Origin of the sequence: Paraburkholderia mimosarum LMG 23256 = NBRC 106338 (assembly GCF_000739815.1) — a bacterium.
GTDB lineage: Bacteria > Pseudomonadota > Gammaproteobacteria > Burkholderiales > Burkholderiaceae > Paraburkholderia > Paraburkholderia mimosarum.
This window is the reverse complement of the sequence record NZ_BBJJ01000004.1, coordinates 117509-141630: the sequence shown is the minus strand read 5'-3', so window position 1 is coordinate 141630 and position 24122 is coordinate 117509. Positions and strand designations below refer to the sequence as shown.

The 24122-nt window shown below is 65.0% G+C and carries 23 protein-coding genes; 11 read left to right on the top strand and 12 right to left on the bottom strand.

Annotation, left to right across the window (positions count from 1 at the left end; translation table 11 throughout):
* Positions 1 to 219 precede the first annotated feature (219 nt).
* The 6 genes from BMI01S_RS04750 to BMI01S_RS04725 all read left to right on the top strand — a co-directional run bounded on the left by BMI01S_RS04750 (position 220) and on the right by BMI01S_RS04725 (position 6348).
* Positions 220 to 1179 carry an MBL fold metallo-hydrolase gene (locus BMI01S_RS04750; RefSeq protein ID WP_028231312.1) on the top strand — a complete coding sequence of 320 codons (960 nt, stop codon included), beginning with the start codon at positions 220 to 222 and terminating at the stop codon, positions 1177 to 1179.
* 38 nt (positions 1180 to 1217) lie between these two features.
* On the top strand, positions 1218 to 2930 hold the full coding sequence (locus BMI01S_RS04745) for an FAD-dependent oxidoreductase (RefSeq protein WP_028209787.1): 1713 nt from the start codon (positions 1218 to 1220) through the stop codon (positions 2928 to 2930).
* Between the two features lie 27 nt (positions 2931 to 2957).
* Positions 2958 to 3188 (top strand): DUF2783 domain-containing protein, encoded by a 231-nt coding sequence (locus tag BMI01S_RS04740; RefSeq protein ID WP_036045224.1) that lies wholly within the window; start codon positions 2958 to 2960, stop codon positions 3186 to 3188.
* A 360-nt stretch (positions 3189 to 3548) separates the two neighbouring features.
* Entirely contained in the window at positions 3549 to 4757 is a 1209-nt protein-coding gene (locus BMI01S_RS04735; protein ID WP_028209785.1) for a Crp/Fnr family transcriptional regulator, read from the top strand.
* Between the two features lie 100 nt (positions 4758 to 4857).
* Positions 4858 to 5658 (top strand): flagellar motor protein, encoded by an 801-nt coding sequence (locus tag BMI01S_RS04730; protein WP_042288464.1) that lies wholly within the window; start codon positions 4858 to 4860, stop codon positions 5656 to 5658.
* A gap of 27 nt (positions 5659 to 5685) precedes the next feature.
* Positions 5686 to 6348, top strand: coding sequence for an OmpA/MotB family protein (locus BMI01S_RS04725; protein ID WP_028231314.1), 663 nt, complete (start codon positions 5686 to 5688; stop codon positions 6346 to 6348).
* A gap of 40 nt (positions 6349 to 6388) precedes the next feature.
* Here the strand turns inward: BMI01S_RS04725 and BMI01S_RS04720 are convergent, their stop codons facing one another.
* Positions 6389 to 6871 carry an Lrp/AsnC family transcriptional regulator gene (locus tag BMI01S_RS04720; RefSeq protein WP_028202732.1) on the bottom strand — a complete coding sequence of 161 codons (483 nt, stop codon included), beginning with the start codon at positions 6869 to 6871 and terminating at the stop codon, positions 6389 to 6391.
* 386 nt (positions 6872 to 7257) lie between these two features.
* Between BMI01S_RS04720 and BMI01S_RS04715 the strand changes: the two genes are divergently transcribed.
* Complete coding sequence (locus BMI01S_RS04715; protein WP_028231315.1) at positions 7258 to 7884, top strand: LysE family translocator; 627 nt, start codon at positions 7258 to 7260, stop codon at positions 7882 to 7884.
* Between the two features lie 62 nt (positions 7885 to 7946).
* On the opposite strand, the gene BMI01S_RS04710 is transcribed toward BMI01S_RS04715, so the two are convergent.
* From BMI01S_RS04710 to BMI01S_RS04700, 3 genes are all read right to left on the bottom strand, one after another.
* The gene (locus tag BMI01S_RS04710; protein WP_081723439.1) at positions 7947 to 8909 is read right to left on the bottom strand and encodes a DUF2242 domain-containing protein; all 963 of its coding nucleotides are present in this window, start codon (positions 8907 to 8909) and stop codon (positions 7947 to 7949) included.
* Between the two features lie 298 nt (positions 8910 to 9207).
* The gene (locus tag BMI01S_RS04705; protein WP_028231316.1) at positions 9208 to 10563 is read right to left on the bottom strand and encodes an APC family permease; all 1356 of its coding nucleotides are present in this window, start codon (positions 10561 to 10563) and stop codon (positions 9208 to 9210) included.
* A 117-nt stretch (positions 10564 to 10680) separates the two neighbouring features.
* Positions 10681 to 11511 carry a carbon-nitrogen hydrolase family protein gene (locus tag BMI01S_RS04700; RefSeq protein WP_028231317.1) on the bottom strand — a complete coding sequence of 277 codons (831 nt, stop codon included), beginning with the start codon at positions 11509 to 11511 and terminating at the stop codon, positions 10681 to 10683.
* 129 nt (positions 11512 to 11640) lie between these two features.
* Here BMI01S_RS04700 and BMI01S_RS04695 point away from each other — a divergent pair, with 129 nt between their 5' ends.
* A complete protein-coding gene (locus BMI01S_RS04695) occupies positions 11641 to 12501 on the top strand; it encodes a helix-turn-helix transcriptional regulator (protein WP_028231318.1) in 861 nt (286 codons plus the stop codon).
* Here the strand turns inward: BMI01S_RS04695 and BMI01S_RS43780 are convergent.
* The 5 genes from BMI01S_RS43780 to BMI01S_RS04675 all read right to left on the bottom strand — a co-directional run bounded on the left by BMI01S_RS43780 (position 12498) and on the right by BMI01S_RS04675 (position 15410).
* Positions 12498 to 12929 carry a rubredoxin gene (locus tag BMI01S_RS43780; protein ID WP_081723440.1) on the bottom strand — a complete coding sequence of 144 codons (432 nt, stop codon included), beginning with the start codon at positions 12927 to 12929 and terminating at the stop codon, positions 12498 to 12500. The two genes, BMI01S_RS04695 and BMI01S_RS43780, sit on opposite strands and share 4 nt — an antisense overlap.
* Before the next feature lie 40 nt (positions 12930 to 12969).
* Positions 12970 to 13098, bottom strand: coding sequence for a hypothetical protein (locus tag BMI01S_RS42875; RefSeq protein ID WP_255217789.1), 129 nt, complete (start codon positions 13096 to 13098; stop codon positions 12970 to 12972).
* A 287-nt stretch (positions 13099 to 13385) separates the two neighbouring features.
* Positions 13386 to 13943 carry an FUSC family protein gene (locus tag BMI01S_RS04685; RefSeq protein ID WP_028209778.1) on the bottom strand — a complete coding sequence of 186 codons (558 nt, stop codon included), beginning with the start codon at positions 13941 to 13943 and terminating at the stop codon, positions 13386 to 13388.
* Positions 13944 to 14150: 207 nt separating this feature from the next.
* Positions 14151 to 14564, bottom strand: coding sequence for a DoxX family protein (locus BMI01S_RS04680; RefSeq protein ID WP_028231320.1), 414 nt, complete (start codon positions 14562 to 14564; stop codon positions 14151 to 14153).
* Positions 14565 to 14684: 120 nt separating this feature from the next.
* Positions 14685 to 15410: a pirin family protein gene (locus BMI01S_RS04675; RefSeq protein ID WP_028231321.1), complete on the bottom strand. Its 726-nt coding sequence runs from the start codon at positions 15408 to 15410 to the stop codon at positions 14685 to 14687.
* A 112-nt stretch (positions 15411 to 15522) separates the two neighbouring features.
* Here BMI01S_RS04675 and BMI01S_RS04670 point away from each other — a divergent pair, with 112 nt between their 5' ends.
* The 3 genes from BMI01S_RS04670 (at position 15523) to ahpF (ending at position 19193) form a co-directional block, all read left to right on the top strand.
* Positions 15523 to 16431: a LysR family transcriptional regulator gene (locus BMI01S_RS04670; RefSeq protein WP_028209775.1), complete on the top strand. Its 909-nt coding sequence runs from the start codon at positions 15523 to 15525 to the stop codon at positions 16429 to 16431.
* Between the two features lie 425 nt (positions 16432 to 16856).
* Positions 16857 to 17420, top strand: a complete 564-nt coding sequence (ahpC, locus tag BMI01S_RS04665) for an alkyl hydroperoxide reductase subunit C (protein ID WP_028209774.1) — start codon at positions 16857 to 16859, stop codon at positions 17418 to 17420.
* A gap of 171 nt (positions 17421 to 17591) precedes the next feature.
* Positions 17592 to 19193: an alkyl hydroperoxide reductase subunit F gene (gene ahpF, locus BMI01S_RS04660; protein ID WP_028209773.1), complete on the top strand. Its 1602-nt coding sequence runs from the start codon at positions 17592 to 17594 to the stop codon at positions 19191 to 19193.
* Positions 19194 to 19318: 125 nt separating this feature from the next.
* On the opposite strand, the gene BMI01S_RS43820 is transcribed toward ahpF, so the two are convergent.
* From BMI01S_RS43820 to mprF, 3 genes are all read right to left on the bottom strand, one after another.
* Positions 19319 to 19897, bottom strand: a complete 579-nt coding sequence (locus BMI01S_RS43820) for a HigA family addiction module antitoxin (protein ID WP_081723441.1) — start codon at positions 19895 to 19897, stop codon at positions 19319 to 19321.
* A 96-nt stretch (positions 19898 to 19993) separates the two neighbouring features.
* On the bottom strand, positions 19994 to 21376 hold the full coding sequence (locus BMI01S_RS04645; RefSeq protein ID WP_051381432.1) for a virulence factor family protein: 1383 nt from the start codon (positions 21374 to 21376) through the stop codon (positions 19994 to 19996).
* The gene (gene mprF / locus BMI01S_RS04640) at positions 21373 to 23961 is read right to left on the bottom strand and encodes a bifunctional lysylphosphatidylglycerol flippase/synthetase MprF (RefSeq protein WP_028231323.1); all 2589 of its coding nucleotides are present in this window, start codon (positions 23959 to 23961) and stop codon (positions 21373 to 21375) included. Before mprF ends, BMI01S_RS04645 begins: the two co-directional genes overlap by 4 nt.
* Between the last annotated feature and the right edge of the window lie 161 nt (positions 23962 to 24122).

Genomic DNA, 24122 nt, shown 5'->3' with positions numbered 1-24122 from the left:
CCTCGTGCCATCCAGCGTAGTGCGCGAAGAAATTAACGTATAGCGAAGTGAATCGCTATTGACAAATAAAACAGTGAAGGCCATCATGTCTTCACCCCGACACAACAGCGGTCCAGTTCTATTTCCAACGGGGCGAGACAAAGGCTGGCGCGTTGCGCGCCCCGCTCGTCGCGCTTCGCCCCGCCCGGCTTCAAGAGCCCCTCAATACGGAGACTCAACATGGCAAAGGCGTTCGCATCCCAGGCCGACCTCGAGGAAAAGAAGGTCACCTTCACGCAGCTCTCGGAAAACGCATACGCATACACCACGGAAGGCGATCCGAACTCGGGCGTCATCATCGGTGACGACGGCGTGCTGATCGTCGACACCACGGCCACGCCGGCCATGGCGCAGGACCTCATCGCGAAGATCCGCACGGTCACCGACAAGCCCATCAAGTATGTGGTGCTCTCGCACTATCACGCGGTGCGTGTGCTGGGCGCTTCGGCGTATTTCAAGGAAGGCGCGCAGCAGATCATCGCGAGCCGCGGCACCTATGAAATGATCGTCGAGCGCGGCGAAGCCGACATGAAGTCGGAAATCGAGCGTTTCCCGCGCCTTTTCGCGGGCGTCGAGACGGTGCCGGGGCTCACGTGGCCCACGCTCGTGTTCGAGAAGGAAATCACGCTGTTCCTCGGCAAGCTCGAAGTGAAGATCGCGCACCTCGGCTCGGGCCACACGAAGGGCGACACCGTGGTGTGGCTGCCGCAGCAGAAGGTGCTGTTCTCGGGCGACCTCGTCGAATACGACGCGGCCTGCTATTGCGGCGACGCCCAGCTCGCCGATTGGCCCGCCACACTCGAGGCGCTGCGCTCGCTCGGTGCCGAAAAGCTCGTGCCGGGCCGCGGCCCCGCGCTGCTCAACCCGGCGGAAGTCAACAAGGGGCTCGACTACACGAAGGACTTCGTGACGACGCTGCTCGCGCAAGGCCGCGCCGCCGTGGAGCAGAAGCTCGATCTCAAGGGCGCGATGGACCTCACGCGCAAGGCGATGGACCCGAAGTTCGGCCATGTGTTCATCTACGAGCATTGCCTCCCGTTCGACGTGACGCGCGCCTATGACGAGGCGAGCGGCATCACGCATCCGCGCATCTGGACGGCGCAGCGCGACAAGGAGATGTGGGACGCTCTGCAAGACTAAATACTGCGTTCGAGAACGGCATGGCTGGAGACAAAACGATGACTGACTATCAGACGCTGACCTTCGACTACGTGCGATGCAGCGAGCAAGCCCCGGACGCGCCGGCCAGCGTGCGCCCGGTCGTGGTGGTCGGCGCGGGGCCGGTGGGCCTCGCGACGGCCATCGACCTCGCGCGGCAAGGCGTTCCGGTCGTGCTCGTCGACGACGACTGCACGCTTTCCACGGGCTCGCGCGCCATCTGCTTTTCGAAGCGCTCGCTCGACATCTTCGACCGTCTCGGCTGCGGCGAGCGCATGGTCGAAAAGGGCGTGAGCTGGAACGTGGGCAAGGTGTTCCGCAAGGACGAACTCGTCTACACGTTCAACCTGCTGCCCGAAAGCGGTCATCACAGGCCGGCCTTCGTGAATCTTCAGCAGTACTACGTGGAAGGCTACCTGCTCGAGCGCGCGCAGGAATTGCCCAACCTCGAAATCCGCTGGAAGAACAAGGTGACGGGCGTCGCGCAGCGCGGCACGCCGGGCGAAAGCGACGCACACGTCGCACTCGAAATCGAAACGCCCGATGGCCCGTACACGCTGCTCGCGCGTTACGTCGTCGCCGCCGACGGTTCGCGTAGCCCCTTGCGCAAACTGCTCGGCCTCGACAGCCACGGGCGCACCTTCAAGGACCGCTTCCTGATCGCCGACGTGAAGATGGAAGCGGACTTCCCCACCGAGCGCTGGTTCTGGTTCGATCCGCCGTTCCATCCGAACCAGTCGGTGCTGCTGCATCGGCAGCCCGACAACGTCTGGCGCATCGACTTCCAGCTCGGCTGGGACGCCGACCCGGTGCTCGAAAAAACGCCCGAGCGCGTGATTCCGCGCGTGCGTGCGCTGCTCGGGCCCGACGTGAAGTTCGAGCTGGAATGGGTGAGCATCTATACGTTCTCGTGCCTGCGCATGGACAGTTTCCGCCAGGGCAACGTGCTGTTCGCGGGCGACTCGGCGCATCTGGTCTCGCCGTTCGGTGCGCGCGGCGCGAATAGCGGCTTCCAGGACGGCGAAAACCTCGCGTGGAAGCTCGCCATGGTGCTGGAAAATCATGCGCCCGACGCGTTGCTCGACACCTACGCGAGCGAGCGCGAATACGCGGCGGACGAGAACCTGCGCAACTCCACGCGCTCGACCGACTTCATCACGCCGAAGAGCGCGGTGAGCCGCGTGTTCCGCGATGCCGTGCTCACGCTTGCCCGCGAACATCCGTTTGCGCGGCAACTGGTGAACAGCGGCCGGCTTTCCGTGCCGGCGGTGCTGCGCGAATCGTCGTTGAACACGCCCGACGAAGAGACGTTCGACGGCCAGATGGAGCCGGGCGCTTCGTGCGTGGACGCGCCGGTCGTCGATGCAGCAGGGCACGAGAGCTGGCTCCTTGCGCACCTGGGCGACCAGTTCGCGGGACTCCTGTTCAGCCGTGCGGGCTCCGCATTCGATACCGCGACGCTCGAAACGCTGCAGGCGCTTTCACGCACGCCGGTGCCGCTCAAGTTCGTCGTGATGCTCGAAGGCGATGCGGCGGTGCCCGCGGGCCTGCCCGCGGCGACGGTGGTGTTGCGCGACGTGCAAGGACTGGCCGCGCAGCGCTATGGTGCGCAGGACGGTGCGTTTTATCTGATACGCCCGGACCAGCACGTGAGCGCTCGCTGGCGGCGCGCCGATGCCGTGCGTGTGGAGAACGCGCTCAAGCGGGCGCTGTGCGTTCAAGGCACGGCATAGCGCTTTTTGAGGATCGAGGAGACGACAATGCTGAACACCCAACCGAATCTGGCACGGCCGGACGACTTCTACGAAGCGCTCATCGACATGCACCGCGATCTCGACGAAGCGCAAAGCCAGTCGGCCAACGCGCAACTGATCCTGCTGCTCGCGAACCACATAGGCGATCACGAAACGCTGATGCAAGCGATCCGCTTCGCACGGGTAGGTGTGACGGCGCCGGCAAGCAACGGCGCCACGGGAAAGCTTGCGGCGTGAAAGCGTCGATACGTGAAGACGTGCGGCTGGCGTAAGCGGGCCGCACGTTTTTTTGCGGCACGTGACGGCCCAATCAAAAATAAAAAAGCGCCGCGCAATTTGTCGCACGTTGCAATTCACAAGCGCCTTTGTAGCGCTACGCGCACACGCAATCGTTTGCGCGCGCGAATCACGATCGGCGCGATCGTGCACACACTTTCGACATGGGCTTTCGGCGCGCTTTCCGCGAGTGCCGGCTATGCAAACTGATTCAAGAACGCCCCGTAACGCGCCGTAAACGCAGCACATGGGACTTACATCGCGGACGCACGAGCCATTCGGATTCGTGTGAGCGATGGCAACGATTTCCGGGGACAGAACTTGAATCGCAGTCAAACATGGTCACGTACGGCGGCGCCTGGCGAGATCATTTATTCGGAAGGCTTTGCAGGCGAACGAGTGATATTCGTGGTCGCCGACGGCAAGGTCGAAATCTCCACTCGCTGCGACGACAAGAAGGTCGTGATGGCCACGCTGGGCCGCGGCGAGTTTTTCGGCGAGACCGCGCTGCTCGGCGCCGAGCCGCGTCCGAACACGGCCAAGGCACTGAGCTTTTGCCAGTTGACGGTCGTGCCGGCGAGCCTCATCGAAGAAGAGCTCGAACGCGTCTCGCCGATGCTGCGCCACGTCGTGCGCACGCTCACGCGGCGCGTCAAGGCGAAGGACGATCTGCTCGCGACCTATACGCATGCCGATTTCATGCCGGGCGTGCTTTCGTACGCGCACGTGCTCGCGCTGATCGCGGGCGCGAGCGATCGCAGCGATGGCGGCGATACCTGGTCGCGGCATGGCGCAAGCGGCGGCGAGGCGAGCGTGCCGCTTGCCGACGTGGTGCAGAAGTGCCGCGCGGTGGCCGGCCATTCGCGCCCGCATGTGATGGCCATGCTGCGTCGCATGGAGAAGCTCAATCTCATCGCCGTGCAAAGCGCGCAAGCCACGCATCTCGCCAACGGCGCGGCAGCCGAGGGCGCGTTGGGCCGCCAGGTCGTGACGTTCGACCCCGCGCGCATCGTCGAACGCGCGGCGCAGGTGGCCGACAGCGATCTCGACGTGTCGATCAACAGCGAACTCGAACTGATCGAACTGGCCGATCTCGAAGCGTTGATCGGCGTGGAGCGCAAGGTCATTCTCAACAAGCTCTCGCACGCCGAGATCGCCGACGAGGTCTTTGCGTTCCGCAAGTCGAAGGTGCTCAACTTCGTCGAACAGAAGGGCGTGGCGTACTTTTCGAAGCGCGCGAGCCGCGGCTCGGGCGAACTCAAGTCGCTCGACGATCTTTTGTTCGTCGATCAGCGCACGTTGTTCGAAGCCGTGAGTGCGCTCGATACCTACGATCTCGCCAAGCTGCTCGCCTCGATCGAGGATGCGGCCGTGTCCGAGCGTTTGCTCGCGGTCATGGCGGACGCGCGCAAGAACGAGGTGTCGTGGGTCATGCGCCGCGACATCAAGATCGATCCCGTGGAAGTCGAGGACATCGAGCAACGCCTGCTTGAAACCGTGCGCACGCTCAAGTCGCCTGGCGCGCGCTGAGCGGCGCTATTTCACCTTCGCGCATTGCCGTCCCGGGCCGCGACCACGCGCCGGGCGGCGCATGCGCACGCAATGCGGATGGATTCATCCGGAGACATGCATGGATCTGCTTACCTTGTTGGGTATCGCCGTCGGGGCGCTGGCCGTGGTGGCCGGCTTCTCGCTCGAAGGCGGTCACTTCGTCACGCTGCTTCAGCCCGAGGCGCTTGCAATCGTGCTGGGCGGCACGCTCGGCGCCGTGATGATCCAGAACACCTGGGCGCGTTTCTTCGACGCCGTGAAGTCTCTGCGCATGGCCTTCGTGAAAGCGCCGCGCGTGGATCAAGCGAGTCTCGCCGCCGTGCTGGAGTGGGGCGATCAGGCGAAGATCAACGGCCTGCTCGCGTTCGAGTCGATGGATCTGCAAGGCATTCATCCGTTCGCTCGTCGCGGGCTGGAACTGCTCGCGAGCGGCGTCTCGACCGCCGTGCTCGAAGACGCACTCAATCGCGAGCTCGAAGCCTGCGGGCGCACGCATATGGCAGCGGCGCGCGTATGGCAGCAAGCGGGCGGCTATGCGCCGACGTTCGGCATACTTGGCTCGGTGCTCGGTCTCATTCAGGTGACGGGGCATCTCATCGAACCTGCGGAACTGGGGCCTGGCATCGCCGTGGCATTCGTCGCCACGCTGTATGGGCTCGCCTTCGCGAACCTGGTTTTTCTGCCGCTCTTCGGCAAGATGCGCGCGTACATCGAAAGCGAACTGCGTCTGCGCAAGCTCTACCTCGACGGCCTGCTGGCCATTTCCCGCAAGGAGTCGCCCCATACGATCGCCACGCGCCTCGCCGGCGAGGTAGGGCGCAACACCGGCTTGCAGGGGGAAGCGAACGTGTGGGCGCTGGACACGACGCGCGCAAGCTGAACCGCAATCCGGCAACCCCGCACGCACATGCCTTCCGAAAAAGACCTGCCGCTCACGGCGCAATTCGATCACGCCGATGACGAAGGCGGCGAATCCCATTCCGGCCGCTGGCTGATTTCGTACGCGGACTTGATCACCACGTTAATGGTGCTGTTCCTTGCGCTGTACGCAATGCAGCTCGCCAGACATAAGGAATCCGAAATTCGTACGGCGGCGCAACGGACCAGCACGCCGGCACCCGCAGACAAAGTGCCACCCGTCGATCAGGCGTTGCTCGCCTCGCTCGAAGCGCTGCGCGAGCGCGGCGAGATCACGATCGTGCCGGCGGCGCGCGGCGTGGAAATCGGCATCAACGCGAAGATCCTGTTCAACGCGGGCGATGCCACGCTGCTGCCCGAATCGCTCGGCGTGCTGGCCCGCATCGCCGAAGTGCTGCGCGCGGCGCCGGTGGGCAATATCCTCGTGGAAGGGCACACCGACAGCACGCCGATCTCGAACGCGAAATACGCGTCGAACTGGGAGCTTTCTTCAGCGCGCGCGGGCGCCGTGGTGCGCTATCTCGCCGAGCGCGGTATCGAGCCTCACCGGCTCGCCGCGATTGGCCGCGCTGATAACTATCCGCTCGTGACGGGCAGCGACCCCGCGAGCCGCGCGTTGAACCGGCGCGTGACACTGATCGTGCAGCGCTGAGTCTGCCGGATATCAATCGTTCGGACGCCGAATTAAAACATCAAACCTGCATGGACGGAACATCCTTCATGCAGCGCAACGCGAACATCGACCGGCTGTGCCGAATGCTCGAGATGCGATAGAGCTTCTCGCGCAGAAAGCGCTCGTAGCCGGCGGTGCCATCCACGGCCACCTTGATCCAGTAGTCGTATTCGCCGGAGACGAGATAGGCCTCCAGCACTTCGGGCAGCGCCGCGAGCTCGGCGCCGAACCGCGCGAGCGCGTCGTCTTCGTGACGATCGAGCGTCACTTCCAGAATCACGATATCGGCGTAACCCAGCTTTTGCTGGTTCACGAGCGCGACATAGCCGTCGATGTAGCCATCGGCTTCGAGCTGGCGCGTGCGGTTCCAGCACGCGGTGGTGGACATGCCCACCTGCTCGGCCAGTTCGGCGTTCGAAAGTCGGGCGTTTTTTTGCAGGGCGCTCAGGATCTTGCGATCCTGGTTGTCGAGCGCTTTGGGCGGGCGTTCACGTGGGCTCATGAGTCGAAAAGAATTTTGTACAGGTGAAGGCGATTTTAGCGGAACGAGCTTCCGCACATTGACGGTTTTCACCGGAAAACAGGAAGCCTATACAGGCTTTTGCCCGGTATATTTTCTCCATGCCTCTTGCCCGGCACGACCCACGCGGCTATCTCGCTGCGCTGGGGTGCGCCGCCGCAGCCACAAGCTGCAGCGGTCCGTCAGGGCCCGTCTTCCGCTGCACCAGCGGCGGCCAACCGGGCGTTGCGCGCGTTCACCACGCAGCCAGCAATGTCCGGCCGGGCAGATGGCATTCGAAGACCGCGCGCTCACCCGGTCTTTGGTCGCCCCGTTTTTCGTCATATCGAGCGCTTCCCGTCACAACGCCTTCACCAGCACGCCCAGCAATGTCGATCCCGCTGTATCTGTCTTTTTTCGCCGCCGCGCTCGTACTCGTCTACACACCCGGTCCTGTCAACGTGCTCACCATGAGCCAGGCCCTTCAGGCCGGCTGGCGCGGCGCGCTGCCGTGCGTCTGGGGCGGCACGCTCGCCGTGCTGCTCCAGCTTGCGCTGACGGCGCTGTGCCTCAACTCGCTGCTGCTCATCAGTGAGCATTCACTTACGGTTCTGCGGTGGCTGGGCGCGGCTTATCTCGTCTGGTTGGGCTGCAAGCAATGGCGCAGCCGCTCGCTCGCGGGCGCGAACGCGCCGACGGAAGCCGATGGCGCTAGCCGCCGCGATCTGTTCTGGCGCGGATTTGCGACGTCGGGACTCAATCCGAAGACGCTGCTGTTTTTCCCTTCGTTTTTCCCGCAGTTCATGAGCGCCGAGGCGCCCTGGAGCGCCAACCGTCAGTTTTTTCTGCTGGCCGCGACGTTCGTGCTGCTGTTCGCAGGCGGCGTGGCTTCGATGGCCTTGATTTCACACCGGCTGCGCCATGTGCTGCGGCGGCCGAAGCGCCTGCGCGCCGTGAATCGGCTGATGGGGAGCCTGCTCGTGGGGATGGGCGCGATGATGGCCGGCTTGCGCTGAGCGCGACGAGCCGTTTATAGGCGTAGCGCCGGTTTGCCGCGCTATGTCGATGGGAACAGTGCTTAAGGCGTGGCCGTAGTACCCGCGGTCGATGCAGTCGGCGCTGTGGAGATCGCCGCGGCTGCCGGAGCGGTCGCCGCCGCGCTCTGGGTCGCGGTCGTCGAAGCGAGCGTTTGCGCCGTCTTCGCGCTGCCCGCAGCGGCATTCGCCGTGGCCGGCGTCGCAATGGGCGCGGAAGCGGCCGCCGGCGGCGTCGCGTTGTGAGTGGTCACACTCGCCGTAAGCGCCGCACCTTGAGCGTTTGCCGGAACGGAGGCCGGCGCGCCCATGATCGCCGCCGCTGCGGAACCCACGCTGGCCGCGGCGGGCGCGGCGCTCACTGCGGCGGTGGCAGGCTCGAGGGGCGGTGGCAGCGGCGAGACCTTGATTGCGCCGCTGCCCGGTACGGGCTCGCTTTTCGCCGAGGCGTTCAGATAGCGCCCCACCAACTCGAAGAAGCGCGTATAAAACGGCCCCGACTGGATCGTCTCGCTCGAAATTCTGACCATCTCGTCGCTGTTCGAGCGGATGGGCAGGGAGACCGACCCCAGAATCGAGAGCCCCACGCTCGCCGAGGTGTCGCTCTTCTTGAGCGCGTAACCGTTCTGTACGGCGTTCACGTACACCATGCTGGTATTGCTCGCGTCGCCGGGCGTACAGACCACATGCACTTCCACGACGATGTGCTGATCCGCGGTCGGCTGGAAGTTCTTGGTGGCATCGACGGTGTCATTGCGCGCCATCGTCGTCATGTAGCCCTGGCTCAGCAGCGCGCGGCGCGATGCTTCGCAGGCGTCGGCGCTCGCATAGTTGAAGCTGCGCGCGAACTGGCTCGACCCGCTGCTCAGGAGCTGGTCTTCCTGGAATTTCGGACTGGGCGAAGAACACGCGCCGAGCGAAGCGGCCAGCGCCACCGTAACGGCGGTGAGGGCGGCTATGCGAAGCGGCACGGGCAGGAGAGGGACGGCTTTGGAAAAACGGGACATGTTCGGGGCCAAACAGGGCAGGAATGCGGCATTGCATCGGACGGGATGCATTGTAGTTCGGTTCCGCTGCGCGTGACCGAATGCTCAATATATCGAAAGCTGCCCGAAGGATTCGCGGCTCGCGCCTTGCGATGCGAAAAAAAAAGGCGGCGAGCGAAGTGAAAGCCCCGCGTGGCGGCGCGGCTGGCGGCGCTGGATTAGGGAGCGCGCGGAAATGCCGGCTGCACCGCACTATGTCAAAAAAAACGGCGAGCGCCCGTTGCAGAGGACGCTCGCCGTTCTTGCTTCAACACGCGCGTTACACCGCCATTTCCGGCGGCGCCTGACGGAAGCACCGCGTGATCCAGCCGAGGTACACGAGGCCTAACACGAACCAGATCGCGCCGAGCACGATCGCGGTCTTTTCGAGGCTGCACAGCAGCCAGATATCGGTCACGGCGCCGATCAGCGGGAACACCACGCCGCCGAGAATGCCGAATCCGCGCGAGCCCGCCGCGCCGCTGAAATACTGGCGGATCACGCACAGGTTCACCGCAGTGAACGCGAGGAACGCGCCGAAGTTGATGAACGACGTCGAGGTGGCCACGTCGAGCTTCAGCGCGACCAGACCGATCACGCCGGCAATGGCGATGTTGATCGCGGGCGTGCGAAAACGCGGGTGAATGTAGCCGAAGATCGACTTGGGCAGCACTTCGTCGCGGCCCATTGCATAGAGCAGCCGGCCGACGCTGGCCTGCGCCGAGATGCCCGAGGCGAACTGCGCGAGGATCAGGCCCGCGAGGAAGATCGTCACGAAGATATCGCCGCCCACCTTGCGCGCGATTTCGAACGCCGCCGAATCGGGATCCTTGAACACGGCGCCCGGATGCGCGAGCTGCAGCGTGTACGCGGCGATCACGAAGATCGCGCCGCCCACCAGCGCGATCAGCACGATGGCGCGCGGAATCGTTTTTTCTGGCTCGATGGTTTCCTCGGTGAGCGTGGAAACCGCATCGAAGCCGAGGTACGAGTACGCGGCGATCGCGGCGCCGGCCATCGTGGCCGAGAGCGGCACGTGCGGCTGGAAGAACGGCTGCGCCGAGATCAGACCGCCGGGGCCCGCGGCTGCGGAGGCGTAGTGGAAGCAGAGGACTACGAACATTGCCGTAATGCCGAGCTGCACGATCATCAATACGATGTTGAAGCGCGCGGCGAGTTCGATGCCGACGACGTTCAGTGCGCTCGTGAGCACGATGAACGCGACGATCCAGATCCATGTGGGCACGGCCGGAAACGCGGCGCCGAGATAGGCCGCGCCGATCAGCCAGATCACCATCGGCAGGAAGAAGTAATCGAGCAGCGTGGCCCAGCCGATCATGAAGCCGAGATGCGAATTGAAGCTCTTGCGCGTGTAGGTATAGGCCGAACCCGCCACCGGAAAGAGTCGCGCGAGCTTGCCGTAGCTGAGCGCCGTGAACACGATGGCGATGAGCGCGATGAGATACGCGAGTGCGGCGGTGTCCTGGCTTGCGCCGGCGAGCACGCCATAGGTGCCGTAGACGATCAGCGGCGCCATATAGGCAAGGCCGAACAGGAGCACGGACGGCAGGCCGAGCGTGCGCTTGAGGTGCGGTTCGTGAGCGCCGCGTTCATGCGACGGCGAGGCAGGCTTCATGATGCAGTTGTCTCCAGGGTGCTGCGGATTTGACGGGCATGGGCGTGCCTGGCCGGCCGCGAGTGGCGGCTGGCCGGCGCGCCCGTTACGGGGCTTGTTACCTGAGCTGCTGCGCCTTTAGCGCGTGCGCGGGCGGATGCCGAGCGAGCGGCGGCCTTGCGCGTCGTTCTCGTCGACGAGATCGAGCGCAATGCGTGCGTCATGCAGATAGCTGTAGTGCTCGCGGCTTTGCGCGAGCAGCGCGCGGTCCACCTTGGCATGCAGCACCGCGTCTTCGTTTTTCAGTTCGCAGAGCACGTCGCCGAACGGGCTCACGAGCGCCGTCTCGCCGGGGAACGTGAGGGCGTCGTCGCCGTCGCCGATGCGGTTCACGAGCGCCGCGAACATCTGGTTCTCCATGGCGCGCGCAACGATCGCACGGCGATGCACGGGGCCGAACGGGTCCATGTTGCCGTTCGTGACGACGAGCATTTCCGCGCCGAGCGAGGCCACGGCGCGCGCCGTTTCGGGAAATTCGATGTCGTAGCAGATGAGCAGGCCGACGGTCGTGCCCTTGAATTCGCACACCTCATAGCGGTCGCCGGGCGTGAACACGCCCACGTCCGTGGCCCACAGGTGCGTCTTGCGGTAGCGCAGTGCGATCTCGCCGCGTTCGTCGATCAGGACAGTCGTGTTGTAGAAGCGCTCGCCTTCGCGTTCGGCAAGGCCTACCGCCACGCCGATGTTCGCGGCGCGCGCGGCGTCGCGCACTTTGGAGAGCGAGGGACCGTCGAGCGTTTCGGCCACGTCGCGCACGTTCTCGCGCGTGGGAAAGCCGGTGAGCGTGGCTTCGGGGAAGACGATGAGATCGCTGCCCTCGCGGCGCCTGGCGATAGCATCGAGCACGCGGGTCAGGTTGGGAGCGACTGCGCCGTCCACTAGCGGGATCTGCGCGAGTTCGAGTTGCATGCTTGTCTCCTCTTTGTTTATGACGTAAAGCACCGCGTGGGCGTCAGGAGCGGCTATTATCGCCACGTTATTTTTGTCCAGGAATTACCCACCCGGGGTACCCTGATCGGAGGACGCATGGAACCCCTCATGGAAAACAACTGGCACGACCGCGCGTTCCACCACCATATCGCGACGCTGATCGACGCCCTCGACGGCCCCGATTTCTGGACCCGCATGACGCGCGTAATCGAGCGCTTCGTCGCGTTCGACAACTGGGTGGCGCTCGTCTTCCGGCGCGATCGCGCACCGCTCGTCTGCGCCGAGTCGCCGATGCCCGACGGCACCGTGGATCGCTTGTTCCGCGCGTATCTGGAGGGGATGTACCTGCTCGATCCGTTCTATATCCACGCGAGCGAAAAGCCGCGCGCGGGGCTCGTCACGCTCGCCGAAGTCGCGCCCGACAACTTCCGCATGACGGACTACTATCTGCGCTATTTCAAGAGCAACATCATCGGCGACGAAGTGCAGTTCAACTTGCCCGTCGATGGCGAGCGCACGCTGATTTTCTCGCTGGGCGCAAAGCACCATTACACGGAGCGCGATATTGCGCAGTTCGCGATGTTCGCGCCGTGGGTGGTCGCGCTCATGAAACAGCGGCTTGCCTATGAGACGTTCGCCGAGGGTGCCGCGGAGGCCGTGGCGTCCGATTCGGTCGAAGCCGGGAGCGCGGCGCAACAGGGGCAGTTGAGCGAGGCAGGCTTTGCGAGCCGCATCGAGTCGGTCACGCAGCAAAGCGGACGCGTGGCGCTCACGGCGCGCGAGATCGAAGTGGTGCGTTTGAGCCTGAGCGGCTTTTCCACGCGCGCGATTGCGGAACGGCTCGACATCTCGTTCGAGACCGTGCGTGCGCACAAGAAGCACATTTACGCGAAGCTCGGGGTGAGTTCGCAGTCGGAGTTGTTCGCGCTCTTCTACGAGCCGCTCGGGCGCATGAGCGCCGCACTTTAGAACTCGACCAGCGCGAAATCTTCCTTGCCCACGTCGCAGAGCGGGCAGCGCCAGTCGTCGGGCACGTCGGCCCAGCGAGTGCCGGGGGCGAGGCCGTCGTCGGGTGCGCCGGCCGCTTCGTCGTAGACCCAGCCGCAGATCACGCAGACCCATTGCTTGAGGCCGGCGTCGGCGCTGTCTTCAGCGCCGGCGGCGGACGAACCGGCGTTTGCGTGCGCTGCTTCGGGTGCAGCGCTTTCGCGCGGCGTGTCGAGCGCGACCACGAGCGGCGCAGCGGTGCTCTCGCGCAAGGCGAGCTTCGCTTGCAATGTTGCGAGCAGCGCGGCGGCTTCTTCGGAGGTGAGGTCGATCCAGTAGGGATCGCCCGCGCCGTCATTGAGGCGTTCGGGGGAGAACTGGATTTCGAGGGCGACGCCTTTCTTGTACATGAGCAAAAACGATTGGCTTAGCGTTCCGCACGCGCTGCGCTCACAGGAAGTAGCGGAACAGCAGCGAAGCCGCGATGCCGGCGGCGGCGATCACCGTGAGCATCTGTAGCAGCGTGATCGACTTGCTGGACTTGGCGTTCGGTGCGGCGGGACGGGTGGTGGTGTTCATAGGTTGAAATGGCGGCGTGAATTGCGTTCTCGATGCGCCGTCATTCCGCCATGGCGGAACGGCGCGGCGGGGGAGTTTCGCACGATTTCGCGTTGAATGGGCGTTTTGGGCGGCGGCTGCGCGCATGCGCCGCAGGATTCGCCGCGCGCGCATTCGGACATTCCGCCACCGGCAGCCTTCGCCGCACAGCGGCACAGATTATCGCCGCTAACCCCGGGCGCGATTCCTGAGCACGCGGAGATGGACTATTTCGCGGCAGTTGAGAGCGCGGCGCAGATCGAGTGCGCTCAGATATGCAGCCAGCGCTGCTCGATCCAGGAGAACAGCCACGACACCGGCACCGCGCACGCCATGCCGATGGCGACCTGGGCCACGCGAATGAGTGCGACGTCCCACACGGGGCCGTTCATGGGCACCAGCAGCACGATGGTGGTGGTGATGGCGCCTAGCCGCGCGGCGGTGCTGACGCTCAGGCACCAGCAGCCAATGATCACGACGCTCACGGCCACGAGGTAGGCCGCGAGATTCTCGGGGCCGAGCACGGCCGTCGCGAGGCCCACGATGCCGCCCGCAATCGCGCCGATGAACTGGTCGCGCGACTGCGCGAGCGTGTCCGCGTAGTCGTGCTGCGTGACGGCGATGGCCGTGATCACGGCCCAGAACGCCTGTTGCGTGTGGAGCGCGCGGCCGATGCTGTATGCGAGGCCCGCTGCGCATACGGCGCGCAGCGCCATGAGCGCGCCCTGCACGACGCGGCTCTTGAGCGGCAAGCGCTTGAGCGTACTCACCGCCGTTTGCTGGAGCGAGGTGAGATAGGCGAAGAGGTTGTCTTGCGGGTCGTGCATCGAAAGGCCAACGTTGGGAATGGCGGGCGCGTTACGAAGCATATCAAGCCGTGTTCCCGATGCGCGAATCGACGGGTAGGCGATGCACGCGCAACGGTTTCGCAGCATAGCGCGGGGGAAAGCCTTCGGCGTCGCGCCAGAAGCGCAAAAAGAGCGCGATGCCCTCGAGCATCGCGCCTTTTCGCAGCCAGGGCCGTGCGTGACTTCCTACTTCCGGTCGATCGAAATCCCACCGGGACCCGTCACCGCGAGCGCGAGCAGGCCGCCCGCGATGCTGATGTTCTTGTAGAAGTTGATCATGTTCGCCATTTGGTCGGCGCCGGTCATGGTCCAGAAATGATGGCCGATGAACGCCGTCGCGACGGTGTAGATCGTGAGCAGCACCGCGAGCGGCCGCGTGTAGAAGCCCACGAGAATCAGGATGCCCACCACGAATTCCATGATCACGGCGATGACGGCCGAAAGCATCGGCACGGGCGCGCCCACGTGCGCCATGTAGCCGACCGTGCCCGAAAAGCCGGTGATCTTGGACCAGCCGAACAGGATGAACAGGGACGTCAGCAGGATGCGCGAAACCAGCAGCACGACGTGATTGCCGGGCCCGAAAAGGTTGTATCGCATGGTTATCTCCCAAGAAGAATTATTGACGGTTCACTACGTATGACTTCGCGCTTGCCGGACGGCGGCCCGCCTTCACTCGCTTTCAGCGGTCCGCCGCGCTCGGGTCAACGCACGGCAATCTTACGACCAGAGCTCCGACACTTCGATATTACGCAGTTCGAACACCAGGACCTCCGCATCGTGTCCGTCGCTGAAGCTCAATTCGCGCTCGGAGCGGATGCGCGCGCCGTCGCCTTCGCCGAGTTCCACGCCGTTCAGCTTCACGCTGCCGCGCGCCACATGAACGTAGACGTAGCGGTCTGCGCCGACTTCGAGCTTCGCCGTTTCGCTGCCGTCGAGCCGGCCGGCATAGACGCGGGCGTCCTGGCGCAGCAGCAGGGACTCGTCGGCGCCGTCCGGCGAGAGGATCAGGCGGAACTTCCCGCGCTTTTCCTCATCGGCGATGTGCTTCTGCTGATAGCGCGGCTGCGCGCCCTTCACGTTCGGTGCAATCCAGATCTGCAGGAAGTGCACCGGATCGTTGGCCGAGTGGTTGAACTCGCTGTGCGCGACCCCGGTGCCGGCGCTCATCAGCTGCACGTCGCCGGGGACGATCACCGAGCCCGTGCCCATCGAGTCCTTGTGCTCGAGCGCGCCTTCCAGCACGTACGAGAAGATCTCCATGTCGCGGTGCGGGTGCTTGCCGAAGCCGCGCGCCGGGGCCACGCGGTCGTCGTTGATCACGAGCAGGTCCGAGAAGCCGACTTGCTTCGGATCGTAATAGTTGGCAAAGGAAAACGTATGACGCGAGCTGAGCCAGCCATGTTCGCCGCGGCCGCGTTGGTCTGCCTTGCGAAGTTCGATCATTTTCCGTCTCTCCGTTGTGAATCGGTTGCGATGGAAAGGATTGTAGGTCAATCAAATCGTAGTGAATCGACGTAAAATACGACTCACTGTCACTCTTCAGTGGACAATTGGGATGCAACTCGACGACATGCGGATCTTCGTGAACACCGTGGATGCGGGCAATTTCACGGCGGCGGCGCACCGGCTCCGGCTTTCCAAGCAGTTCGTGAGCCGGCGCGTGGCGGCGCTGGAGGCGGACCTGGGCGCGCGCCTGCTCGTGCGCAACACGCGCAAGCTGGCGGTCACCGACCTGGGCCAGGACTTTTACGAGCGCGCGAAGCGCATTCTCGCGGACGTGGCCGAGGCCGAGCAGGCCATGTCGGACCGGCGCAGCGAACCGCGCGGGCTCCTGAAAGTGAGCGCCCCGATGTCGTTCGGCATGGCGCATCTGTCGCCGCTCGTCGCCGAATTTCTGCGCGACCATCCGGACGTGCGCTTCGACATGGACCTGAGCGACCGCACCGTCGACGTGATCGGCGAGGGCTTCGACATGGCATTGCGCATCGGGCGCCTCGCGGACTCCACGCTGGTCGCGCAAAAGCTCATCGACGTGCGCATGATGGCCTGCTGCAGCCCCGGTTACCGGCGCCGCCGGCGCGCGCCCCAAACGCCCGCGGACCTCGCGCAGCACGCCTGCCTGCCCTATGGGCAGCAGGGCCGCGCGCCGTGGGAATTCATCGTCGATGGCGTGCGCACGCCGTTCGAAGTCCATGGGCCGCTGCGCGCGAACAACGGCGAGGTGATCCGCGACGCGGCCGTTGCCGGGCTCGGCATCTGCTATCTGCCGGACTTCATCGTGGCGGGATCGGTAGATGCGGGCTTGCTCGTCGAGGTGCTCGAGCCGTTCATGCCGCCGCCCAACGCGCTCCATGCGCTGTATCCGCAGCATCGTGAAGCTTCCGTGACGATTCGCGCGTTCACGCAATATCTGCGCGAGCGGCTCACGGCCCGTGCGGCGACTGCGCGCGGCGGCGCGCTTTGACGCAGCAAGTAAGCGCGGATCTTGGAGAAGGGCACTTGCGCCTGCATCTAGCGCGTGAACGTTCGAGCCCGCGAGCGCAGGCAATGCGGAACCGAACGCCTGCCGCGGCGCTCACACTGAAAGCAGGGCATTCCCGGGTTCGTCCCGGTTCCACAGTGGCAACACGAATGCCCCCGGATTCATCAGGCACGTGAGGCGCACTGTCGCACTTTCGTTGTATGCTCACCGCCCCGAGGGTTGCTCGGGCCGCTCGAAGCGCGTTCGACGCGGGCATGGAATCCCCTGCTGGCGGGCATCCGGGCAATGTCATGGGGCCCGATAGGCAGGGTTTATACCGGCGATCAAAGCAACCAATTTTTCAAACGGACGCGGTTCCCGTAACCTGTGTCCATACCTTTTCCCAACCCAGAGCGAGGAAACAACGCATGTCTCTCATCAACACGCAAGTCAAGCCGTTCAAGGCAACCGCATACCACAACGGTAAGTTCGTTCCGGTCTCTGAAGATAATCTGAAGGGCAAGTGGTCGGTTGTCGTGTTCTACCCGGCCGACTTCACTTTCGTGTGCCCCACGGAACTCGGCGACCTGGCTGACCAGTACGCGGAATTCCAGAAGCTGGGCGTCGAAATCTACGGCGTCTCGACCGATACGCACTTCACGCACAAGGCTTGGCACGACACGTCGGAAACCATCGCCAAGATCAAGTACCCGCTGGTCGGCGACCCGACGGGCGCGATCACGCGCAACTTCGACGTGATGATCGAAGAAGAAGGCCTGGCGCTGCGCGGCACGTTCGTGATCAACCCGGAAGGCGAGATCAAGCTGTGCGAAATCCACGACAACGGCATCGGCCGTGACGCCAAGGAACTGCTGCGCAAGGTGCAAGCTGCCCAGTACGTGGCATCGCACCCGGGCGAAGTCTGCCCCGCCAAGTGGACGCCGGGCGCTGAAACGCTGAAGCCGTCGCTCGACCTCGTCGGCAAGATCTAAGCGTCGCTTTCATGCGATCGCCCTGATCGCATGACGCTTCAGATATCCAGCAGGACTTCAAAGCTGTAAATCGAAGCTGTAAATCCGGGCCGCGCCCTCGCGGCTTGCGGCCCGGACGCATCCCAAGCCTCAAGGCATTCCCCCGCTTCTTCTCCAGCCGGAAATAACGCCATGCTCGACGCCAATATCAAAGATCAACTCAAAAGCTACCTCGAAAAAGTCACGCAGTCGATCGAGATCGTTGCGTACCTGGACGACGGCGAGAAGTCGCAGGAACTGCAGCAACTGCTGCAGGACATCGCATCGCTTTCGAATCGCATCGGCTACGAAGAACGCCGTGGCGCCGCAGCCGGCGACGCGCGTACCCCTTCGTTCGACATCAAGCGCGCGAACTCCGACGTGAAGGTGACGTTCGCGGGCATTCCGATGGGCCACGAATTCACGTCGCTCGTGCTCGCGCTGCTCCAGGTGGGCGGCCACCCGGTCAAGCTCGAAAACGAAACCATTGAACAGGTGAAGGCGCTCGACGGCGTGTTCTCGTTCGAAGTCTACATGTCGCTGTCGTGCCAGAACTGCCCGGAAGTCGTGCAGTCGATCAACGCGATGGCCACGCTCAACCCGAACGTGCGGATCGTCACGATCGATGGCGCGCTCTATCAGGACGAAGTCGAGAAGCGCCAGATCATGGCCGTGCCGACCATTTACCTGAACGGCGAAGTGTTCGGCCAGGGCCGCATGGGCGTCGAGGAGATTCTCGCGAAGCTCGACACCGGCGCATCGGCGCGTGCCGCCGAAAAACTGAACCAGAAGGACGTATTCGACATGCTCATCGTCGGCGGCGGCCCCGCAGGCGCGGCGGCTGCGATCTACGCGGCGCGCAAGGGTATTCGCACCGGCGTGCTGGCCGAGCGTTTTGGCGGGCAGGTGCTCGACACGATGGCGATCGAGAATTTCGTCTCGGTCACGGAAACGGAAGGGCCGAAGTTCGCGATGGCGCTGGAGCAGCACGTGCGCGCCTATGACGTCGACATCATGAACCTGCAGCGCGCCGAAGCGCTCGTGCCCGCGGGCAACGGCTTCGAAGTGCGCACGCAAAGCGGCGCGACGCTGCGCGCGAAGAGCGTGGTGCTTGCAACCGGCGCGCGCTGGCGCAACGTGGGCGTGCCGGGCGAGCAGGAGTACAAGAACAAGGGCGTGGCTTACTGCCCGCATTGCGACGGGCCGCTCTTCAAGGGCAAGCGCGTGGCGGTGATCGGCGGCGGCAACTCGGGCGTGGAAGCGGCGATCGACCTGGCCGGCATCGTGAGCCATGTCACGCTGCTCGAATTCGGCGCGCAACTGCGTGCGGACGAAGTGCTGCAACGCAAGCTGCGCAGCCTGCCGAACGTCACGGTGCACGTGAACGCGCAAACCACGGAGATTTCCGGCGACAGCCAGAAGGTCACCGGCCTTGCGTATCTCGAGCGCACGACGGGCGAGAAGCGTCACGTCGAACTCGAAGGCGTGTTCGTGCAGATCGGTCTCGTGCCGAACACGGAATTCCTCAAGGGCACGGTGGCGCTCTCGAAGCACGGCGAGATCGAAGTGGACGCGAAGGGACAGACGTCGGTGCCGGGCGTGTTCGCCGCGGGCGACGTGACGACCGTGCCGTTCAAGCAGATCGTGATCGCCGTGGGCGAGGGCGCGAAGGCATCGCTTGGCGCATTCGAATACCTGATCCGCTCGTCGGCGGAGCAGGAAGAGGATGCGAAGGCTACGCCTGTGGTCGCGTAAGCGAAGGTTTGCAGTAGTCTCTCTTTACGCCGGCTTGCGCCGGCGTTTTTTTGGGGGGCTTCATGCCGCCGACTTCCCGTACGGCAGCCCGCTCGTGCGGGACAGAGCGAGTTCGCGCCCGCGGCCTACGCGGCCAAGGGCCGTAGATCCGATAGATCGGCGTTTCGAGCGGCTTCCTCCAGATCGTAGTCGCTCTGAAGGGTCATCCAGAATTGCGGCGTAGTCCCGAATACAATCGACAGACGCAGCGCCGTGTCGGCGGTTACGCTGCGTGCGCCATGGACAATCTCGTTGATGCGCCGCGGCGGCACCTTCATGGCGCGAGCGAGCGCGTTCTGGCTCATCTCCATCGGCGTGAGGAATTCTTCCTGCAAGACTTCGCCGGGATGGACGTTTCGGAGTCTTTTCAGAATCCGCACCTCAGTGGTAGTCGACGATTGCACGTCGTGGGCGTGGCCGCCGTGCCACCGGAAACATACCCGCGATTGGTCGTTGATGCGGATACTGTGCTGGCCGGTGCGATCACCGTTCAGTGCCTTGAGACGGTTGGCCGGCGGGATGCGCAAGTCTGCGAGATTTTGCGCGGCATTCAGCATGCGCAGTTTACGGCGCGCCACCTGCTGGACATCGACTGGGAGCCGACGTGACTGCGCCCCGGACCAGATCAATGCCGTTTCTCTGTCGCGGAAGTTCTGGATCGCCATGCCAAAGCATAACGCCATGCGTCATATGTCGCATGGCGTTATAGTTGGCGAAAGTCTGTCCGCCGTCAAGCGAACGGCGATAAACTGCCCGCTCCCTTACCCCCGCGCCGCAATTTCCCTCTTCCACCCCGCGATGATCTTGCCGGCCAGTGCGTTGTAGTCGCCGTCGAAGTGATGGTCGCCGCTGGTCTTCACGACGTCGATGCCGGTGTTCACGAGCGCCGGGCACAGCGTGTCTTTCTCGCCCGCGCCATACACGCATTGCACGATCGAAGGCGGCACCTTCGCAATCTCGGGGCGCACCTGGAGCGCCTTGTCGCTTGCCGGCATGCCGAGCCAGCCCGTCACGCGAATCTGGAAGTCCGCGTCCGGTGCGAAGCCGAGCAGCGACATGTACGACACCTTCGCGCGCAGCGCATCTGGCAGACGGTTGTAGGCGAACGGCATCACGTCCGCGCCGAACGAGTAGCCCACGAGCGCAATGTGCTGCGCGTGCCAGCGCGAGCCGTAGGTCTTCAGCACGCGGGCGAGATCGTGGCTCGTTTGCGCAGGCGTCTTTTCGCTCCAGAAGTAACGCAGCGAGTCCCAGCCGATCACGGAAACGCCTTGCCTTTGCAGCGCTTCCGCAATCGTCTTGTCGAGATCGCGCCAGCCGCCGTCGCCCGAGATCACCACCGCGAGCATGTCGGTGGGGTGCGCCGCGGGCAATTCGACGAGCGGCAGGTCCGATACGTCCTCTTCGCTCTCGGTCACGACGCGCAGATGACTCGATGTGAGCGCAACGATCTTGTCGGCATCGGCGATAGTTGCAGCGAACCGCGCCACGCCGGTTGCGACATCATCATTTGTTGCGCGCGCATCTTTCGTCGTCACGCCCTGCTCGAAAAAGCCGGGCAGCCCGGTGCCGCGCGAGAGCTTGGGATCGGCGGGGCACGGCGCGAAGCGCGGATCGAGCGTCGCGGCCGGGTCGAGCGACACGGCGCCCGCCATCGTGTTCGCGGGCGCCTGCGCAAGCATGCGCTGCGCAATGAGCGCGCCTTCCCCGCTGCCGATGGCGATCGGCGCGTAGTACTCGCTCGATCCCAACTGGCGTTCGAGCTGGTGGCTCAACGCTTCCGCGTCGCCGTAGAGCTTGTGGCAGGTCTCGTTTTTCACGGCGGCGAGGTTGTTCGCGTAGCGCTCGGTCTCGACGCCCACGACGAGCGCGCCATGCTGCGCGAGCGCGTCGGCGCGCGCCTGGTCGGCTGCGCTCCACTGCTTGTCCGCCGAGAACAGCACCGCGAAACCGCGCATCGCGCCGGTGGGCTTCGTCACGGCGACTTCGCCGTAACGGCCGCCTGGGACATGCATCGTCGCGGTGGAAGCGGGCGTCGAGGTCGGCGTCGAAGCGGCATTGGCGTGTGCTGCGAATAATGCGAGCAAGGCTGCGCCCGCTGCCGCGCCTGCAATGCGCGGCAGCGTGGGAATACGGAATGTCATGAGCGCCAGCCTCCTGCCAGCAGCGATAGATCGGCGAGGGTGATGAACACGCTGATCGAGCCCGAGGCGGCCAGATAGCGCGGCTCCCAGCGCGGCGCGAACTTGTTCTTGAAGCCGCGCAGCCCCCGGAAGTTGTAGAAACGGCCGCCGAAGCGCCAGATGAAGCCCGCGAGCCGGTGCCACGACGAAGCGAGCGGCGACGGACCCATGCCCGAGAGCGGCGCCATGCCGAGCGAAAGCGACTGGTAGCCCGCGGCCTTCAGGTGCAGCGCGAGTTGCGTGAACAGATACTCCATCGCGTAGGGCGAAGCGCCCGGCAGATGACGCATGACGCCCACGGTCGCGTCGGTGTTGAGGTCGGTCGTCATGAAGGTGACGAAGGCGAGCGGCTCGCCGTTCTGGCGGACGAGCAGCACCGACTGGGCGGCGAGATAGTCGTCGTCGAACGCGGCCACCGAGAAGCTCTTTTCGCGCGCTTCGCGGTCTTCGAGCCAGGCGTCGGAGATCGCGCGCAGCACCGGCAGGTTCTCGCTTATCTGCGCCGGCTCGATATGCTCGATCGAGAAGCCATCACGTTCGCCGCGCTTGAGCGCGTAACGCAGATGCGCGCGCTGCGGGCCCTTGAGGTCGAATTCCTGCAGCATCACGCGCGCTTCTTCGCCGAGCTTCATCAGCGTGAGGCCAGCGTCGAGATAGAGCGGCAGCGCGTCGGCGCGCACCTGGTAGAACGCCGCGCGCCCGCCGTGCGCGTGCGCGAGCGTGACGAATTCGCGGATCAGCGCCGGCCACTCTTCGCGCGGGCCGACCGGGTCGTGCAGCGCGGCCCACGTGCGGCCGCGCTTGGCGTACATGAGGAAGGCCTGGCGCGTGGCCGAGAAGAGGAAGCTCTTGTCGCCCATCAGCGCGAGGCCCGCGTCGCTGCGCTCCTGCGCACGCACGATGCGAGCGGCGGCTTCGAGGTCTTCGTCGGGAGGCGTCACGAAGCGGCCCGCCGCGGGGCGCAGCAGTTGCCAGAGCGCGAGCGCGGCGGCGAATCCGCCTGCGCCTAGCGTCGCGCGCAGCGCGCGCGGAGCGCGGCTGTGAAAGGCGAACTGCCACCAGAGATGCTGCGAGTACTGCACGTCGCGGAACGCGAACAGCAGCACCCAGACGGCGAGCGCGATCACGCAGCCCACCGAGGCGAGCCAGGCCGGCGTGAAGCGCTCGGCGAACAGCGACGAGTGGCGGTTGAAGCGCTTGCGCGTGGCGAGAAGCAAGACGATCAGCACGCACAGCACGCCCGCTTCGACGAAGGCGAGGCCCTTGGCGAGCGAGAGCGCGAGGTTGGCCACGGCGATCACGAGCGCGAGCCACCACGCGGCGTCCAGACGCCGCAGCAGGCCGCGCGCGACGAACAGGAGCAGCACGCCGAAGAGACTGCCCATCAGCTGCGAGCTTTCGAGCACCCAGAGCGGCAAGAACGTTTGCAGCAGGGCGATGCGTCTGGAGAACGCGGGCGTGGCGCCCGAGATCACGAGCATGCTGCCGGTCACGAACGTGACGATGGCGAGAAAGAGCGGCGCGAGCTGCGAAACGCCGTCCGCGCCACGCTTCGCGAAGCGGGCGCCGAGCGGTGTCTTGAGCGCGCGGCCTTCGAACACGGCCAGGACGGCCGCCGCGAGCGCGAGCGGCGCGCCGAAGTAGATCGCGCGGTACGCGAGCAGCGCGGCCAGCACGTGGGGCGTAGGCACGCTCGGGCCGAGCGCGTAGACCATCGCGGCCTCGAACACGCCGATGCCGCCGGGCGTATGGCCGATCAGGCCGAGCAGCATGGCGGCGCAATAAACGGTGAGGAAGTCGGCGAAGCCGATGTGTCCATGCGGCATGACGGACCAGAGCGCGAGCCCGGCGCCGATCACGTCGAGCGCACCGAGCAGCAGCTGGGCGATGAGATCGCGCCGCGCGGGCACCGCGAAACGCAGCCAGGCGCGGCCAAACGGTTCGATTTCGCGCGCGCTGGCCGGGCAGAGAATCACCATCACCGCCCCGCAGCCGAGCAGCAGGCCGCCGATCAATTGCAGTTCGTCTGGCGAGAGCGGCAACAGGCCGGAGAGCGTGCCGGCCCCGCCGACCATGCCGAGGGCGGTCATGAAGACGAGCGCGAGGGCGAGCGTGACGCTCGTGAATACCGTCATACGGCCTACCTGAGCGGCGGTGACGCCCGCGCCGCCGTAGACGCGGCAGCGCACGGCGCCGCCCGTGAGCGCGCCGAAGCCCGTGACGTTGCCAAGCGCCGATCCGGCGATCGCGCCCGTCCAGAGCGCGCCGCGCGAAACGCGCGCGCCGAGGTAGCGCAGGCTCACTGCGTCGCGTCCGACCAGCGCGACGAAGCTCACGGCCGTGGCAGCGAGTGCGCCGACCCATTGCGCGGGCGTGAGCGTCCAGAGCTGGCGGATCACCGAGTGGTAGTCGACCGTGCGCGAGAGATGCTCGAAGACGATCAGCAGCAGCGCGCAGATGCCGAGCGCGAACGCCGGCGCCACGAAGCGCTGCAGGCGCAGGGCCTCGAGGGCGCGCGCCGCGCGCGAAGAATGCGATTGGGACATGGATCGGCCTGGTGACTCTCTGCGTTGTCGCCGTATCGACTTGCTACAGCTTCCCCGGCGGTGACATCGCGTTTATTCGTTGCGTTTCTGGTAGGCCGGCTCTGGCGCATCCCGCCGTGAACCGGAAAATCGAGTCAAATCGTAAACATTCGGAAAGGACT

What these genes read in the sequence shown, in the direction of transcription:
- BMI01S_RS04705 (WP_028231316.1), bottom strand. Translation starts at nt 10,563, where the DNA reads ATGAAGCCTGCCTCGCCGTCGCATGAACGCGGCGCTCACGAACCGCAC.
- BMI01S_RS04695 (WP_028231318.1), top strand. Translation starts at nt 11,641, where the DNA reads ATGGAAAACAACTGGCACGACCGCGCGTTCCACCACCATATCGCGACG.
- BMI01S_RS04700 (WP_028231317.1), bottom strand. Translation starts at nt 11,511, where the DNA reads ATGCAACTCGAACTCGCGCAGATCCCGCTAGTGGACGGCGCAGTCGCT.
- BMI01S_RS04675 (WP_028231321.1), bottom strand. Translation starts at nt 15,410, where the DNA reads ATGATCGAACTTCGCAAGGCAGACCAACGCGGCCGCGGCGAACATGGC.
- BMI01S_RS04715 (WP_028231315.1), top strand. Translation starts at nt 7,258, where the DNA reads ATGTCGATCCCGCTGTATCTGTCTTTTTTCGCCGCCGCGCTCGTACTC.
- BMI01S_RS04750 (WP_028231312.1), top strand. Translation starts at nt 220, where the DNA reads ATGGCAAAGGCGTTCGCATCCCAGGCCGACCTCGAGGAAAAGAAGGTC.
- mprF (WP_028231323.1), bottom strand. Translation starts at nt 23,961, where the DNA reads ATGTCCCAATCGCATTCTTCGCGCGCGGCGCGCGCCCTCGAGGCCCTG.
- BMI01S_RS04670 (WP_028209775.1), top strand. Translation starts at nt 15,523, where the DNA reads ATGCAACTCGACGACATGCGGATCTTCGTGAACACCGTGGATGCGGGC.
- BMI01S_RS42875 (WP_255217789.1), bottom strand. Translation starts at nt 13,098, where the DNA reads ATGAACACCACCACCCGTCCCGCCGCACCGAACGCCAAGTCCAGCAAG.
- ahpF (WP_028209773.1), top strand. Translation starts at nt 17,592, where the DNA reads ATGCTCGACGCCAATATCAAAGATCAACTCAAAAGCTACCTCGAAAAA.
- ahpC (WP_028209774.1), top strand. Translation starts at nt 16,857, where the DNA reads ATGTCTCTCATCAACACGCAAGTCAAGCCGTTCAAGGCAACCGCATAC.
- BMI01S_RS04725 (WP_028231314.1), top strand. Translation starts at nt 5,686, where the DNA reads ATGCCTTCCGAAAAAGACCTGCCGCTCACGGCGCAATTCGATCACGCC.
- BMI01S_RS04685 (WP_028209778.1), bottom strand. Translation starts at nt 13,943, where the DNA reads ATGCACGACCCGCAAGACAACCTCTTCGCCTATCTCACCTCGCTCCAG.
- BMI01S_RS04720 (WP_028202732.1), bottom strand. Translation starts at nt 6,871, where the DNA reads ATGAGCCCACGTGAACGCCCGCCCAAAGCGCTCGACAACCAGGATCGC.
- BMI01S_RS04680 (WP_028231320.1), bottom strand. Translation starts at nt 14,564, where the DNA reads ATGCGATACAACCTTTTCGGGCCCGGCAATCACGTCGTGCTGCTGGTT.
- BMI01S_RS04745 (WP_028209787.1), top strand. Translation starts at nt 1,218, where the DNA reads ATGACTGACTATCAGACGCTGACCTTCGACTACGTGCGATGCAGCGAG.
- BMI01S_RS04730 (WP_042288464.1), top strand. Translation starts at nt 4,858, where the DNA reads ATGGATCTGCTTACCTTGTTGGGTATCGCCGTCGGGGCGCTGGCCGTG.
- BMI01S_RS04740 (WP_036045224.1), top strand. Translation starts at nt 2,958, where the DNA reads ATGCTGAACACCCAACCGAATCTGGCACGGCCGGACGACTTCTACGAA.
- BMI01S_RS04710 (WP_081723439.1), bottom strand. Translation starts at nt 8,909, where the DNA reads ATGTCCCGTTTTTCCAAAGCCGTCCCTCTCCTGCCCGTGCCGCTTCGC.
- BMI01S_RS43780 (WP_081723440.1), bottom strand. Translation starts at nt 12,929, where the DNA reads ATGTACAAGAAAGGCGTCGCCCTCGAAATCCAGTTCTCCCCCGAACGC.
- BMI01S_RS43820 (WP_081723441.1), bottom strand. Translation starts at nt 19,897, where the DNA reads ATGGCGATCCAGAACTTCCGCGACAGAGAAACGGCATTGATCTGGTCC.
- BMI01S_RS04645 (WP_051381432.1), bottom strand. Translation starts at nt 21,376, where the DNA reads ATGACATTCCGTATTCCCACGCTGCCGCGCATTGCAGGCGCGGCAGCG.